Origin of the sequence: Pedobacter fastidiosus, from assembly GCF_014306625.1 — a bacterium.
Classification (GTDB): Bacteria; Bacteroidota; Bacteroidia; order Sphingobacteriales; family Sphingobacteriaceae; genus Pedobacter; species Pedobacter fastidiosus.
This window is the reverse complement of record NZ_JACRYL010000007.1, coordinates 87,127-103,280: the sequence shown is the minus strand read 5'-3', so window position 1 is coordinate 103,280 and position 16,154 is coordinate 87,127. Positions and strand designations below refer to the sequence as shown.

Annotated in this window: 13 protein-coding genes; 6 read left to right on the top strand and 7 right to left on the bottom strand. The window is 35.0% G+C overall.

What is annotated here, in order from left to right; translation table 11 throughout:
- Positions 1–24: 24 nt before the first annotated feature.
- Positions 25–1,098, bottom strand: a complete 1,074-nt coding sequence (locus tag H7U22_RS09355; protein WP_187071096.1) for an ATP-grasp domain-containing protein — start codon at positions 1,096–1,098, stop codon at positions 25–27.
- 79 nt (positions 1,099–1,177) lie between these two features.
- Positions 1,178–1,885: an esterase family protein gene (locus H7U22_RS09350; RefSeq protein WP_187071095.1), complete on the bottom strand. Its 708-nt coding sequence runs from the start codon at positions 1,883–1,885 to the stop codon at positions 1,178–1,180.
- A 173-nt stretch (positions 1,886–2,058) separates the two neighbouring features.
- On the opposite strand from H7U22_RS09350, the gene H7U22_RS09345 reads away from it, so the two are divergent.
- Entirely contained in the window at positions 2,059–2,868 is an 810-nt protein-coding gene (locus tag H7U22_RS09345) for an alpha/beta hydrolase (RefSeq protein WP_222621829.1), read from the top strand.
- 741 nt (positions 2,869–3,609) lie between these two features.
- Here the strand turns inward: H7U22_RS09345 and H7U22_RS09340 are convergent.
- Entirely contained in the window at positions 3,610–5,196 is a 1,587-nt protein-coding gene (locus tag H7U22_RS09340) for a thioredoxin domain-containing protein (protein WP_187071094.1), read from the bottom strand.
- 266 nt (positions 5,197–5,462) lie between these two features.
- Between H7U22_RS09340 and H7U22_RS09335 the strand changes: the two genes are divergently transcribed.
- The 5 genes from H7U22_RS09335 (at position 5,463) to H7U22_RS09315 (ending at position 12,472) form a co-directional block, all read left to right on the top strand.
- The gene (locus H7U22_RS09335) at positions 5,463–5,750 is read left to right on the top strand and encodes a helix-turn-helix domain-containing protein (RefSeq protein WP_187071093.1); all 288 of its coding nucleotides are present in this window, start codon (positions 5,463–5,465) and stop codon (positions 5,748–5,750) included.
- A gap of 315 nt (positions 5,751–6,065) precedes the next feature.
- On the top strand, positions 6,066–7,871 hold the full coding sequence (gene typA, locus H7U22_RS09330; protein ID WP_187071092.1) for a translational GTPase TypA: 1,806 nt from the start codon (positions 6,066–6,068) through the stop codon (positions 7,869–7,871).
- 810 nt (positions 7,872–8,681) lie between these two features.
- Positions 8,682–9,608 carry a lysophospholipid acyltransferase family protein gene (locus H7U22_RS09325; RefSeq protein WP_187071091.1) on the top strand — a complete coding sequence of 309 codons (927 nt, stop codon included), beginning with the start codon at positions 8,682–8,684 and terminating at the stop codon, positions 9,606–9,608.
- Positions 9,609–9,652: 44 nt separating this feature from the next.
- The gene (locus tag H7U22_RS09320) at positions 9,653–10,954 is read left to right on the top strand and encodes a serine hydrolase domain-containing protein (protein ID WP_187071090.1); all 1,302 of its coding nucleotides are present in this window, start codon (positions 9,653–9,655) and stop codon (positions 10,952–10,954) included.
- A 474-nt stretch (positions 10,955–11,428) separates the two neighbouring features.
- Complete coding sequence (locus tag H7U22_RS09315) at positions 11,429–12,472, top strand: hypothetical protein (RefSeq protein WP_187071089.1); 1,044 nt, start codon at positions 11,429–11,431, stop codon at positions 12,470–12,472.
- Positions 12,473–12,536: 64 nt separating this feature from the next.
- Here the strand turns inward: H7U22_RS09315 and H7U22_RS09310 are convergent, their stop codons facing one another.
- The 4 genes from H7U22_RS09310 to H7U22_RS09295 all read right to left on the bottom strand — a co-directional run bounded on the left by H7U22_RS09310 (position 12,537) and on the right by H7U22_RS09295 (position 16,115).
- On the bottom strand, positions 12,537–13,097 hold the full coding sequence (locus H7U22_RS09310; RefSeq protein WP_187071088.1) for a type 1 glutamine amidotransferase domain-containing protein: 561 nt from the start codon (positions 13,095–13,097) through the stop codon (positions 12,537–12,539).
- Between the two features lie 176 nt (positions 13,098–13,273).
- Positions 13,274–14,020, bottom strand: a complete 747-nt coding sequence (locus H7U22_RS09305; RefSeq protein WP_187071087.1) for a glycosyltransferase family 2 protein — start codon at positions 14,018–14,020, stop codon at positions 13,274–13,276.
- Between the two features lies 1 nt (position 14,021).
- Complete coding sequence (locus H7U22_RS09300; protein WP_187071086.1) at positions 14,022–14,825, bottom strand: PDDEXK nuclease domain-containing protein; 804 nt, start codon at positions 14,823–14,825, stop codon at positions 14,022–14,024.
- 9 nt (positions 14,826–14,834) lie between these two features.
- Entirely contained in the window at positions 14,835–16,115 is a 1,281-nt protein-coding gene (locus tag H7U22_RS09295) for a glycosyltransferase family 4 protein (RefSeq protein WP_187071085.1), read from the bottom strand.
- Between the last annotated feature and the right edge of the window lie 39 nt (positions 16,116–16,154).

Sequence of the window (16,154 nt, the reverse complement as noted above, 5' to 3'; positions counted from 1 at the left end):
GTAATGTTTAATTTAGATCCCCTTTTATTTTTTGGTTGATGCTTTTTTCGGCTTAGCTGGTGCTTTCTCTGCAGTCGCTTTTGGAGCTACAGCTTTTTTAGTCGCTTCAAGTTTTGCTGTTGATTTAGAAGTCGATGCTTTTGCCATTAAAGGCTTGCCCGCAACGGAAGATTTAATGTATTCGCCCCATGTTAAATTGTCTTGACCATCTTTTTGAGCTTTAGCTCTTTCGATTGCATAATTTGCAGTAGTTTCTACAACCCAGTCAAAATTTTCTTGTCCTACACTTTTAATATCAGCATCTGGTGCAGGATTACAGAAATCGATAGCAATTGGAATTCCATCTCGTACAGCAAATTCTACTGTATTAAAATCGTAACCCAAATAATTGCACAATTTAAGCGTATATTCTTCTACCGTTTTTAAAAGTTTTTCGCTTGATGGTGCTTTATCTACCGCATAACGTAAATGATGCGGGTTACGTGGATCGTATTGCATAATGCGAACATGTTTGCCACCAATGCAATAACATCTAAAATACTCATCGAAAATAATTTCTTCCTGTAAAAGCATTACCAATTGTTGGGTTCCGCTGTGTTTATCAAAGAAATCTTCCTTATCATGAAGTTTATAAACATCTCTCCATCCACCACCATCATAAGGTTTCATGTAAGCAGGAAAGCCTGTATATTCAAAAATTGCATCCCAGTTTAATGGCATTGTTAAGTTAGAAAAAGAATCACCAGTTGTACCTGTAGGATGCTCTCTTGATGGAATTAGTGCCGTTTTTGGCACTGGAACACCAATTTGTTCCGCTAATGCGTTATTAAAAAACTTTTCATCGGCACTCCACCAAAATGGGTTATTAATTACTGCAGTTCCAGTTATTGCTGCATTTTTTAAAGATGCACGGTAAAATGGAACATCCTGAGAAATACGATCGATAATTACGGCGTAATCCAAAGGTTCATTTTGAAATATTTTGTCAATTTTAACAGCTTCAGCGGTGATGCCTTTTTCTGCTTTTTGGTTAATTCGCTCGATTACGGCTTCAGGAAAAGAACGTTCCTGGCCAAATAAAATCCCTATTTTCTTCATTGGTACTTTTTTATGTTTAAAATATGTAATCAGTATAACTGATCAATTGTTCTATTGCTAAATTGTTTAAATATTGAAACTATAATTGTGCTATATAATTCGGAAACATTTCTCGCCAAATTGGCCAATCATGATCTGCATTTGGTCTAATATCCAGCCAATGATCAATTCCTTTTTGGGCCAATATTTGAGATAAGCGCTCGTTATCCGGTTTGCACATATCTCGATCCGACGTGCCTAAAACGATCTTCAAATAATGTAATTCTGGATTGCTGTTGTTAAGCAGATAATCTACAGGATTGTTGAAATACACGTCGTCATTATAAAAACCATCCAATTGGCCAGTAATATCAAATGCGCCACTCATACTAAACATATGGCTGACTAACCATGGATGCCGAAATGCAAAATTGGCCGCATGATAACCTCCAAAACTACAACCGGCGGTTATAATTTTGCTGTGTCCGGTTTCATGTCTGGCTAAAGGTGCTACTTCCTCCAGAAGGTATTTGTCGTACCAAATGTGATTTTTTACTCTATCTGCGGGATGTATGCTTTTGTTGTACCAGCTTAATTTATCAATGCCATCAGGACAATAAATCTTAATCTTTCCTTCGTTAATAAAGCCTTCAACAGAGTCTATTAGTTTGAAATCTTTATTTTCGAAATATCGCCCCATGCTCGTTGGAAACAGTAGAATAGGGATACCACCGTGGCCAAAAGTGAGCATGTCGATTTCAGCACTCAAATTAGGGCTGTACCACTTTTTATGTTCTTCTTTAACCATATATAAAATTGAATGTTTTAAGATAGAAATTAAATTTTAGAAAAAGAACGTAATTGACCTAAAATAAAAGCACAGTGTAAAAATTGGCTCCTGATAATTAATAGTTTACCAAGATTTGTACCTTTGCCCCGAATTCTGAACGATAAACCGTTGTGATAGGGGATTTGAATATTATGTACACTACAATTTTATCAGTAAAAGTTAATACCATTAATTTTAAAATTCCTTCTGCTTTTTTAAAGCACGAGGTTGAAATAGATATTTACGTGCCCGATGGTATTTTGGGAAATGAAAAAATAGAGCTTCTTTTATTAAATGATGGTCAGGATGTGGCCAAAATGAATTTCACCGAAATTTTAGAAGAAGCGCATCACAATAAAAGAAACAATAGATTAATTGTTGTTGCGATTAAAGCATCTCCAGATCGTTTAATGGAGTACGGCGTTGCGGGCGTTCCCGATTTTAAAGGTCGTGGAGCTAAAGCAGAATTATATACAGATTTTATAATTAAAGAGCTTTTGCCGTTCGTTAAAAAGAAAATAGCAATGCCGATTACGGGTAGAGTTGCCTTTGCAGGTTTTTCTTTAGGCGGTTTATCTGCTTTTGATATCGCTTGGAATAACCCATCGGTTTTTGATGCAATTGGCGTTTTTTCAGGCGCTTTTTGGTGGCGTAAAAAAGATTTGGCAAACGGTTATACCGATGCTGATCGAATTATGCACAATCTTATTGATCATACTTCGACCCGACCAGATATGAAATTTTGGTTAATGACCGGAACGGAAGATGAAAAGGCCGATCGCAATAAAAATCTAATTATCGATTCTATTGATGATACAATTGATGTTGTAAAAGGACTTTTGAATAAGGGTTATAAACGACCAGAAAACATCTTCTACTTCGAAAAAGTTGGTGGTAAACACGATGTTCCAACTTGGGAAAGTGTAATGCCTGCCTTTTTAAATTGGGCGTTTGAGGTTTAATTTGACAACTTTTTTTGCTAAAACAGATCATCGCTTTGCGTAACCATTAAACCAATTACTACCTCTGGTTCTTGCTAAACTATAAGTAACTGTTTTTAGAGATTTGTTCATTTCCGTAATTGTAACAGGACTTAACGGAAGCTGATTTAATTGAATCTTTTTAGTTAATAGCTAATTTTGAAGATAAAATGACGAGTACAAAAATCTATCAGATTTGTTTATTTTAGATAAATTCACAGTTCTTGGTTCTTCTTTTAGTATGAATTGATTAGAAATATCATAAACTAAAGCCTATTAAGGCTTTAGTTTAGTATTAGTTAGCACAAACACTGGTCGAATGTGGATCTGTACTATACCCACCAGCCACACAAACGCATATAGTTGTTCCATTGAAACATGTGCCTTGTAATGTTTCACCTGTGCTTCTAATATATAAATTACATGGCCCGTCATGGCAAGAATGAGTATCTCCTGGAGGTGGACTTACAGTGCCACCCCCAAAAACATTTTTCATCTCAGCCCTGCTGAGTAGATTTAACTTTTTCATAACATAAAATTTAATTTTGTAAGTCAAGATTTCGTAATCCTGTCACGCCAGGTTTACTTAAGCGATATGTATTTTATAACTGCATATTCGTTATTCGCCAATTTCATTTGCGAAGGTTTCAACTTTTGCACTGAAGTTTACCCGCCAAAATCTCTGGCCCTTCAGCAAGCAGGCTTCCTAAGTAGACAGTGTTTTTAGTCTAACAAATATTTAATATCTTCAAATTGATATGGATTTGGTAATTTATAACCATTTATGAATATCGTTGGCGTAAATGTAATTTCTGTTAATTCACACCAAGCCTTTTGTATCCTCGTTACTTCATTCAATGAATGATTATTTTCTATCGGATATTTGATTGCCCATTGTTCATAATTTCTGGAGCTTTGCTGATACCAATTATTTAAGGCACGTTGAACAAAAGCGGTATCTTTAATTAAACCCAAAGCACTGATATGTCTAGATACCTTTGTTCTTCTATCATCATCATGATCTGCTGTTGAAAAAATGATTTTTACTTTAATATCATCTCTATAGCTTAGCAAATCATCTAATAATTGATGTGCTTTAGCGCAAGGCCCACAAAAAGGATTGCTAACCATTGTAATAGTTGTTTCGGCATTGGGATTGCCTAAAGCTATAGGCATTAATTCGTCAGAAACATTATATTTTGGTTGGCTTTTTAGCGCCTGTATAAACAAAGTACTATTGTATTTGAATTTTTTAAGCTGTTGTTTTAGAGAGTTAGCCGATTCCGCCTTCATGAGAACAGGTTTAATTAATGACCATCCTAATATTGGAAAGATAAATGCCAACAGTATTGATGTAGCTAGGGTAGGTGAAAGTTGAATATTGAAAAAATCAAATGTAAAAATGTTGGCCACAAATTCTAAAATCAATAATAGTTGTACAGTACAACATAAAATGCACCAATTTTTATTCTTGTATTGATAATTAATAGAATAAACTGTATATGGTAAAGCGAATACATTTAGCCAAGCTAAAATATGTATAGATGAAGGAATAAGTCGCAAGGACAAAAGACTGCAGATAAAGTAGCAAAAACCAACCTCACTCCAAGTTAGCCAGCTAGTAACCTTTGCAGCATCTGATTTTAAAATTGAATTACAATTATTTTTTTTACCTAAACTACAAAGATTTTGAATTAATGGATTGCTAGCATTGATACTATACATTAAAAGTAACGTGCTCACTACCAGACCAATAAATTTTAGTGATAACAAAATCACATAGCCAACACTTAAAGCATTATAATTTAGGTCTAAAAAAACAAAAACTATGATTAATGTAATTAGCAAGGGTGTTTTGGCAAAATTAAATTTATCCTTTATTTTATTTATCTGATAAGTTTTCTCTCCACTAATTGTTTTAGCTATTGCATGAAGTGCTATTCCACTCCATATTTTTAAAAAATCAGCTTCATGCATTAAAACTCGGCTATAGATTTCATTGCTATATGCAATTTGTTTATTATTAATTTCATGTATTAAAATAAAAACACCGCCATTTACATTTAGGTGAGCAATTAAAGGAAATAATAAATCATCTGAATTATATTCTTCTTTATTAATTTGATAAACTTGGTTTTCGATATACCAGTCGGTTAAACTTTCACTTACCGAAAGGATACTTGGAAAATAAGGATGTTCCTCTAAAGTAGTTTTAATTGATGTCTTACTAACCTTAACATTTAAAGTTTTTAATAATAATTCGATTACTGCTACAGCATTTGGTTTGGAACGAGAGAATAAATTTGCCATAAAATAAAAGGTTAAATGGATTATATAATCTTTAACTTATTTTTTGCTATTTTAACAATAAATACAAGGCTATAGTAGTAATCTACATGAATTAGTCAAAAAAAGCTATTGTTTTTTAATGCTATTAATATTGTTTAAGTAGTGAAAAGCTAAATCGTTGATTAAATTTAAAGTGATTATTTCACACATTTTGTGATTTTTAATCACATATTATATGTGTAATATTTTTCTCGGTATTTTTTAATAATTATAAATGTAGGTTAGTTATGAAAATTGGGTTTTTACTTAAAGAGCTCCGCTCTTTGAAAGGAGTTACACAACTAAAAATTGCCAACCTACTAAATGTAGAGCGCAGTACCTATTGTAAATGGGAAACTGATAAGGTTACTATTGATATATATAGGTTAAAAGATATAGCCAAAATATATGGTTTGGATTTAGAATTTATGTGCAGATGCTTTGAAGCACAAAAAATTATCTCTAGAGATGATGTTTTGAGAGCCATTCAATTAGCAGAAGCCAAGACTAATAAAATACCATCTCTGGCACGATAGTCCACCCACTTTGTAAGACACCCTAGTTGTGAATTTTAATCGTCTGTTTTACATATTTCTCTTTGTTGCATTCGAAATGACTATACACTTAGTCTACCTTTTTCTGATTATTTTATAAATATAAAGATATAAGCCCACAGCGTATCGAGGACTTGAAATGGAAAGCGGGGCCGAACTTAACCGCATTACTACTGTACTTGCTTTTCTAATTAAAAATGAGATAATTACAACATTATCATCTGATTAAATAGTGGGCGTTATAGTAGAAAATCCATTTCTAAACATTATCTTTGCGCCAAATTTGAGGCGCATTTTATGCAAAAGATTAGAAATATAGCTATTATAGCACACGTTGACCACGGTAAAACTACATTGGTTGATAAGATTTTACATTCTTGTTCTATTTTTCGTGACAACGAACAAACAGGAGATTTGATATTGGATAATAACGATTTAGAGCGTGAGCGTGGTATCACAATCGTGTCTAAAAACGTTTCGGTTCAGTACAAAGACGTAAAAATTAACATTATTGACACACCTGGTCACGCGGATTTTGGCGGTGAGGTAGAGCGTGTTTTAAAAATGGCCGATGGTGTACTTTTACTTTGCGATGCTTTTGAAGGTGCAATGCCTCAAACGCGTTTCGTAACGCAAAAAGCTTTGGCACTAGGTTTAAAACCGATTGTGGTTGTAAACAAAGTGGATAAAGAAAACTGTCGCCCAGAAGAGGTTTACGAGCAAATTTTTGAATTGTTCTTTAACCTTGAAGCAACTGAAGAGCAATTGGATTTCCCAGTAATTTACGGTTCATCTAAACAAGGATGGATGAGTACGGATTGGAAAGTTCCAACGACTGATATTTTCGCTTTATTGGATGCTGTTGTGGCAAACATTCCACCTGCACCAATTAACGATGGTACATTGCAAATGCAAATTACTTCGTTAGATTATTCATCTTTCGTAGGTCGTATTGCAATTGGTCGTGTTCACCGTGGTACAATTAAGGAAAACCAACCGGTTACTTTAATTAAACGCGATGGTAGAATTGTAAAATCAAGAGTAAAAGAACTTTATACTTTCGAAGGTTTAGGAAAAATCCGTGCTACAGAAGTAAGTTCGGGAGATATTTGTGCGGTTGTAGGTATTGATGGATTTGATATTGGTGATACCATTTCAGATTTTGAAAATCCAGAACAATTGCCAGTAATCAGCATTGATGAGCCAACAATGAATATGTTGTTTACCATTAACAACTCCCCGTTTTTTGGTAAAGAAGGTAAATTAGTTACTTCTCAACGTATAAAAGAACGTTTAATCAAAGAAACTGAGAAAAACTTAGCTTTAAAAGTTGTTGAAACTGCATCTCCAGATTCATGGTTGGTTTACGGTCGTGGTATTCTCCATTTATCGGTATTAATCGAAACGATGCGTCGTGAAGGTTATGAAATTCAAGTTGGTCAGCCACAGGTTATCATTAAAGAAATTGATGGTAAGAAATGTGAGCCAATTGAAACATTAATCGTTGATGTACCGGGTGAAGTTTCTGGTAAGGTAATCGAATTGGTAACTCAACGTAAAGGTGAGTTGTTAATTATGGAGCCAAAAGGCGATTTACAACACTTAGAATTCGAAATCCCAGCTCGTGGTATTATCGGTTTACGTAACAACGTGTTAACTGCAACTGCTGGCGAGGCGATTATGGCGCACCGTTTCAAAGCTTACGAGCCTTGGAAAGGAACAATCCCTGGTCGTTTAAATGGTGTTTTAGTTTCAATGGATAAAGGTATGACTACCGCTTATTCTATTGATAAATTACAGGATAGAGGTCGTTTCTTTGTTGATCCAGGAGTTGATGTTTACGAAGGTCAGATTATGGGTGAGCACATCCGTGATAATGATTTAGTAGTAAACATTGTTAAAGGAAAAGCATTAACGAACATGCGTGCATCTGGTACAGATGATAATGCTCGTATTGCACCTGCAATTAAATTCTCGTTAGAAGAGGCTATGGAATATATCCAAGCTGATGAGTATATCGAGGTTACACCGCAAAGTATGCGTTTACGTAAAATCTTCTTAACAGAACAAGAACGTAAGGTAAAAGGAAAGCAATTCGCTTAAATAGCCTCACCCCAGCCCTCTCCGAAGGAGAGGGAGTTGGAAAATATAAATTTAAAGCCTCGATGTAAATCGGGGTTTTTTGGGTTTAAAGGCGCCCCACCTAAATCCTACCCAGAAGGGAGGACTTGAAAACTTAAGATACCTAAGAACAGCTTAGTTTGATGCAAGTTTTTTGCTTACGGTTTAATATTACTGTCTTTTGTTTCCCTCTTTTCAAGGAGAGGGAGGGATACTAATTTGCCAAAGCAGAAACTTTAATAGGGTGAGGCTTTTACACGTTTAGGGTTTTTCACCACCTTAGATACCTAAGAACCGCTTAGTTTGATGCAAGTTTTTTGCTTACGGTTTAAGATTACTGTATTTGTTTCCCTCTCTTCAAGGAGAGGGAGGGATACTAATTGCCAATGCAGAAACTTTAATAGGGTGAGGCCTTTTTGCGCTTAGGTTTTTCACCACCTTAGACACCTAAGAACAGCTTAGTTTGGTTTAGGTTTTACTTATGGTTTAAGTTACTGTCTTTTGTTTCCCTCTCTTCAAGGAGAGGGAGGGATACTAATTTGCCAAAGCAGAAACTTTAATAGGGTGAGGTCTTTTTTAGCTTTGACAACTTTCTTTCCCCCTGGCTATTAAAGTTGTCAAAGCCTACTTACTGATACTTTCCTAAAATTTCACTAAAACATTAATCAATCGATTGATTTTCTGTCACTCATTTTTCATAAAACTTATGGGAATAAAAAACAAACAATTTGATGGCATTTGATTTCCATTTGGACGTTAGTTTTGTCTCAACAAACTAATCGATTCCCTATTATGATTAATAAGAGCCTATCCTTTTTAGGGATATTTTTATTAAACGCACTTTCTCTTTTGCCACTATTTCTATTATATAGACTAGCTGATGCCTTTTATTTATTAATTTTCTACGTTTTTAAATATCGTAGAAAGGTGGTGAAGGAGAATTTATACCATGCCTTTCCAGATAAAACTGCTGCGGAGCTTAAAGCCATCGAAAAAGAATACTACAAATTCTTATCCTCACTATTTGTTGAGGTAATCAAAATGAAAAGTATCTCAAAAAAAGAACTTTCTAAGCGTGTAAAATTCAAGAATGTCGATTTGGTTGAGGCCTATCTTAAAAATAATGAAAGCGTTCTTTTCTGCTCCTCTCACTATGGCAATTATGAATGGGTTTGTATGGCAATCGGATTAAATTTTTCTGGTCAGCATTACCCAATATATAAGCCACTTAGCAGTGAAGCATTTGATAATTGGTTTTTAACCATGAGAAGCAAGTTTGGAAATAGAATGGTTGCCATGCGCCAAACTTTAAGAGCCATTCAATCCAGTAAAGGTTCTGCTAATATGTTTACTTTCGGGAGCGACCAAGCTCCGGCAAAAGAAGAATCTCTTTATTGGACAAACTTTCTGAACCAAGAAACTTCTGTTCAGCTTGGAATAGAAAAAATTGCAAAGAAAACCAATCGCCCGGTTTTTTATTTAAAAATCAACTATTTAAAACGTGGTTATTACGAGGTAGACTGTGTGCCGATTTGCTTGCATCCTGATCAAACAGCAGAATATGAGATTACTGAAGCGCATACGCATTTCCTAGAGGAAATGATTCAAGAAAAGCCTGCTTATTGGTTATGGAGCCATAGAAGATGGAAACATAAACAAGAGAGAAAAGCTCCGAAAATTGAAGAAATAAGACAGGATCTTTCTGATAGTATGGCTTAAAATTTCCATGCTATATTTTATATTTGTTGGCGTAAGTTTTGTCAATGAAAATCTTTAAAAAAATTATCTTTTATTTCTTCTTGCTAATTATCCTAACCTTTGGTGGGTTATTTATTTGGCAACCGTATTTAATGCGGGTGCTTTATTACCGTCAGCCTGATTCGGTAACTTACAAAGCATTTCCGCAAGATGTCTCTCATAAAAGCAATTCCATATTTCATTTTATACGTTCGCCTAAACTAAGAAATGATATAGATACTTTGCATGTTTTAGATGGTAATAATCAATCTATCCCATTTAAAGATTATTTTAAAAATGGCAAATTAAATGCTTTTCTTGTCATTAGGAATGATAGTATATTATATGAAAAATATAGTTCAGGTTATAGCGACAGTACGCTAACTACAATATTTTCTGGAGCAAAAAGTCTGGTTTCTATTATGCTTGGAGAAGCGTTGGCAGATGGAAGCATTAAAAATTTGAATGATCAAGTAACCCAATATATTCCTGAGCTAAAATTTAATCCTGCTTTTAATAACATCACGTTAAAAAATCTTTTGGATATGAAATCAGGCTTGGAATTTCAAGATGCTTTAGGCGGAGTTGTTCAAGCTTTCTTTTCTGATGAAGCAAAGTATTACTATACACATGATATGAAAACAGAGCTGATGAAAGTTAAGCTCGTTAATAAACCTGGAACGGTTTGGAAATATAAAAGTATCGATCCAATTTTATTGGGTTGGGTGATGGAGAAAGCTACAGGGAAATCGGTAGCACAATATTTTGAAGAAAAAATTTGGCGGAATATTGGCACGGAGTACAATTCCACTTGGGGCTTAGATCATCCAAATGGATTGGCAAATACGGCAAGCCGTTTTCAGGTTACGGCAATAGATTTTGCCAAAATTGGGCGTTTGTATCTAAACAAAGGAAAATATAACAACAAACAAATTGTATCCGAAAGTTGGGTAAACCAATCCATCAATATTGGTACTGAAAAGCCAGCGTCATCAAAAGGCTGGCAAAAATCTGCACATCATTATCTGTGGTGGATTCCGCAAGAAGGTGAGAATGGCGATTATGCAGCGGAGGGAATGCTCGGACAAAGACTTTACATCGATCCAAAAACGAATACCATTATTGTTCAATTTGCAGATCATGGTGCAGGCAACTATCCTTATCGAAAAATAAGTCGGTATTTAGCGGGTTTGCCATTTATTTATCCAGCAAAAATTAACCACAGAGCGCACTGGGTTTTCACCGAGAAGAAGGAGAGTTGCTTTTTCTCCTTTGTGCTTTTCCTCTGTGAACTTTGTGGTAAAAAATTAAAACTTATCGAAAAATAAGCAGGTATTTAGCGGGTTTGCCATTTAGTTATCCAGCAAAAATTAACCACAGAGCGCACTGAGTTTTCACCGAGAAGAAGGAGAGTTGCTCTTTCTCCTCTGTGCTTTTTCTCTGTGAACTTTGTGGTAAAAAAATTAAAACTTATCGAAAAATAAGCAGGTATTTAGCCGGTTTGCCATTTGGTTATCCTGCAAAAATTAACCACAGAGCGCACTGAGTTTTCACCGAGAATTACTCTTTCTCCTCTGTGCTTTTTCTCTGTGAACTTTGTGGTAAAAAAATTAAAACTTATCGAAAAATAAACTGGTATTTAGCGGGTTTGCCAATTTGGTTGTCCAAAGTACTAATGTTTTTAACCGCAAAGGGCGCAAAGTATTTCGTAAAGAAAATGAAGTTTAGCGTTTAACTTTGTGTTCTTTGCGCTTGCTTAAATTCTTTGCGGTTAAATTTTTAAAATGCTACATTGCTGATCGATGGAAAACGATGATGTAAAAATTTCAAAAAAGAAGCCGATTTTTCCGGTTACGCCTGCTTTGCAAAAATACCTGCGAAGTTATCAGCGTGAAGCCAAATTGCCCATCAAATACAATGATTTGATGCAGTTTAATGAGGCTTTCCCACTAATGGATAAGTTTGGAAAAGATTCTCTGTGGGAGGGGCCAATTTATGCACAGGATTTAATTGAAAAACTACACAATGGGTTAAAAGAAATCTATGCTAACTTAAAAGCATCTGGAAACCTGCGCATTGTTGAGCATAAATACATCGATAAAATTGAATATTGTACTTTCGGAAATACGCATCCTTTTAGAATCAGAATTGTAAACCGCTTAAATGATGTTTACGATTATTTCTACATTAAAAAAGCCGATGCTTCTAGAATTTACGGCTTAGAACTCGAAGAAATTTTATCGCCAAACCAAGTGAATTATTTGGTAGATGGCGATACATTGGTAGAGGAGCATATTGCGGGGATTCCGGGAGATGTTTTTACGAAAGGACAGTTATACACTCCAGAATTTAATCCGACTAGAATTGCTAAGGAGTTTGTGAAATTTAACGAACGCTGTTTAATAATGCTTTTGGGTGATATGAGGGCTTATAATTTTGTAGTTCAAATTACGCCAGATTTCGATGATATTCAATTTAGAATCAGAGCAATAGATTTCGATCAGCAATTTTACGAAGGAAATTTAAAGGTTTATTTGCCCCAGTTTTTTAAGGAAAATTTGCCTTATGTAAAAATGAGCATGGAGCAATTAACCGAGAAAACAGTTTTACAGTATCAACAAGAGGAAAGATCATCAATCGTACATCGAGTTAGGAGTGAGCGTCATCGCTTAACAGATTTGCGAGATGTCTCAAATAAAGAAGCATTAACAACTCCGGCAAACATCGCATTGCTAAAGCAAAGTATGGCCGATTATTTTAAAGATCGACATTATTTAAGTTGTAAAACGATGACCGACATTATTGAGTTGAATATTAAAAATATTATTAGGCAAGTAAAGCTTTAAATAAAAAAACGGCTAACCAATGTCAACCGTTTTTTAGTGAATTTACAAAGAGCGTTCCAGCCCTCTAGGCATGTTGTCCTTCGTGAACTCCTTCAGCAAATTCCTCTACAATTTTATCATTAAATGCAGGTAAATCTTTCGGTGTTCTGCTGGTAACCAAACCTTGGTCTACAATAACTTCCTCGTCAGACCAATCTGCACCAGCATTAATTAAATCCTGAGAAATGTTTTTAACGGATGTCATTTTTCTACCTTTAACAACGTCTGCATTAATTAAAGTTTGCGGTCCGTGGCAGATTGCGGCGACGGGTTTACCGGCTTCAAAAAAAGCTTTTACAAAGGCAATCGCATCTTTATTAATTCGTAACTGATCTGGGTTTAGAACGCCTCCGGGCAAAAGCAATCCATTATAATCATCTGCATTTACTTCGTCAATAGTTTTATCTACATCAACTTCAATAGACCAATGATCATGATTCCACGCTTTTATTGTTCCACTTTTTGAGGAGATAACATGAACGGTTGCGCCTTCTTCTTTTAATCTTTTTACTGGTTCTGTTAATTCAACTTCTTCAAATCCGCTTTCTGAAAGTACAGCAATTGTGCGGTTACTTAATTGTCCCATAATCTTTAAATTTTAAATAGGTGATATATTTAAAGACAGTTGGGGAAAATTATTGTTTTTAGAAATTTGAGTTATCTCTATCGCATCATAACAACTGTATTGGAAAAATTTTGTAAAAACCCCATTTAAAAGGTTTCTCCATTACGCTTTGCTCCAGTCGAAATGACGAGCTGTTGTTAATCATTCGTTCTTTTGTGCCTAAAAAAGTACGAAGCTAAATTTCCAGCAATTATGATATGATTAAAAATATTAGGAATTAGGCCATAATATTTGGTTAGAATTTTGAAGCGCTCTTTTAAACTTTCAAAATGCTTTTTCTTACTCATTCCACCCACCAAATACTTGGCTACATAACGATGAACGTTAACAATATTTGACGATTTTTTCGCCGCCTTAATAATCCAATCAATATCCGAGCTGTATTTATATTTCAAATCGTAAGGTGTAGTAATACTTCTTCGAATATAAATCGCCTGATGGCTAATGTTCATTCCAAATTGAAAACTTTTCCAATCAAAAACTTCTGGAGCCTCATGTCTTCTTCTTCCTAAATTCTCCCAGTTATCGTTGTACATTTCGGTTTCGCCATAATAAATATCAGCTCCAGGTGAAGATTCAAAAACATCTTCAACCGTATGTTCATCATAAAGTTCATCGCCAGAATTCATGAACAAAACGTAATCGCCTTTAGCCATTGCCAAGCCTTTATTCATCGCATGGTAAATACCTTGATCTTTCTCAGAAACAATTTTGGAAATTTGATTTTTATACCGTTGAATAACTTCAAGCGTACCATCTGTAGAAGCACCATCAATAATAAGGTATTCAATATCTTTAAAAGTTTGATTAATTACAGAGTTTATCGTTCGCTCAATGTCTCGAACGTTGTTATATACGATGGTAATAATGGAGAGCTTTGGCATATTAATCCATCAATTTTTTTAGCGTTTCAACATCTGGTAAAAGTCCTTTGTAAGCAGCCGGCAAATGATTTCCAATAAAGGCAAAATCCGCTCCTATAGACATTAAGAATTTTTTAATATTTTGAACAATTTCACTCTCTAAAAGTCTTTCATCCTTTTCGTCGCCATCCTCAATATTTATAAAATCTAATAAGTATTCATCTTTAAATGATTGTAGGGCTTTTTGCCTGGCTTTATCATTCGTTATAGTTTTTGAAAAGTTGTTGGGTAAGCTACCCGTTTTTTGATAGGTTTGATTATTTAAATGATTTTTTAATGTACTCAAACTCCAAAATTCTGAGGCCGTTTTTTGGATGTAGAATATTCTTTCTTCTGAAGATTTTGTATTTTGTAAAATCTCGATATGGTGAGTGAAACTTACAGTAGAAAAACTATTTTCTAATTGGACCGTTACTGACGGTCTAAATGTAATTTCCTGTAAATCAATTGTTTCTAATTGGGCCGTAAGTGACGGACTAATTATGAATTGCTCTTCCCAAGATTCAAAAAAGAGGCGCATTCTTTTAATGTTCGTCGCTGAAAAACCTCTTAATCCTGGCAATTCGAGTTGCAAATCAGCAGAAAGATTTTCAATAACTTTTGCCCCCCATTTTTCCTCTTTAATCTTATTTGAAATGAACTTTCCAACTGCAAAATAAAGTGTTAAAAGCTCTTTGTTAACTAAGGTGGCTGCCCTGTAACGGCTCTGTAAAATTGCCGATTTCAGCGCTTTAATATTATCAAGATAGGTTTTAGATAATTCCATCGGCATATTTTACTTCGGTTGTAAATCGATCAGGGTTTCGTATAAATCGAGATGCTTTTCTGCAATCACCTTTTCTGAAAAATTATTGAGAATGCTTAATCTGGCTTCTTTCTGTATTTCGGCTTTATTTGGGCGATGATATAACCACTCAATCCCATTAGCCAAATCTTCGGCGTTTTCATATTCAGCCAAATACCCATTTTGCATGTGTTTCACCATGTCTGGAATCCCACCTGTGGTAAAGGCAATTACTGGCGTAGCGCAGGCCAAGCTTTCCATTACGGTATTTGGTAAGTTATCTTCTAAAGATGGTGTGATAAATGCATCTGCCGCAGAATAGCATTTTGCCAAGTGCTCATCTTTATTTATGGTGCCTAAGAAAGTTGTTTTAAAAGGAAAAGTTGGCATCTCGGTATTTTCTTTATTTCCAAAAATTACCAATTCGATGTTTTCCCTAACAATCCCAGCCCTTCGGGATAAGATCTCTAGCGCCGCAATTAAATATGGCGTTCCTTTATGCTTGTCGTTTTTTGAGGGCATAAAACCGCTCATCAACACAAACTTATCGGGATTAATTTTTAAGATTTTCTTCGCCTCACTTTTAACATACGGTTTAAAAATATTGGTTTCTATCGTATTCGGAATTACAGTTGCTTTGCGTGTACCAAGCAAGCTACTAAACTTTACCGAGCTTGCCATCCACTTACTTGGCGCCACAATGTGAAAGTTTAATTCGGTATAGGCTTTCTGTTTTCTTAGCCAAGTTTTGTGCGAGATATCATTATCGCCACTTATTTTTAAAATTGGACAATTGCCACATTGATGATGGAAGTTTTCGCAACCATAACGCACATGGCAACCACCTGTAAAAGCATTGCTATCGTGGAACGTCCAAACAATTGGCTTTTCTAGTTCATCTAATTCCGCTAAAAATTTTGGAGTGAGGAAACCGTGATTCACCCAATGCAAATGAATAATGTCTGCACTTTTAACTTCAGGATGGTTTTTAATAGATCGGCCAAACCATTGTAAACTGAAAGGAGTTTTAACCGATTTGCTGAGCCATTTTGCAAAATAGCGTTCGGATAAAATATTATAGACAGCTTTAGCTTTTTGAATGGGCGATTTGCTGAAGGTATCAATCTTCGGGTTTTGCCCAAATTTATAGTAAACCAAAACTTTAGAATCTACACCACTAGCTTTCAGCGCATCGCTTAGGCGTAAGCAAGCCCTTCCGGCTCCGCCGTTTCCATCGTAAGTATTTAGGTGTAAAACTTTCAAATCGATCAAAAATACATTTTATTGTTTACGATTATAAAAACTGTTGCG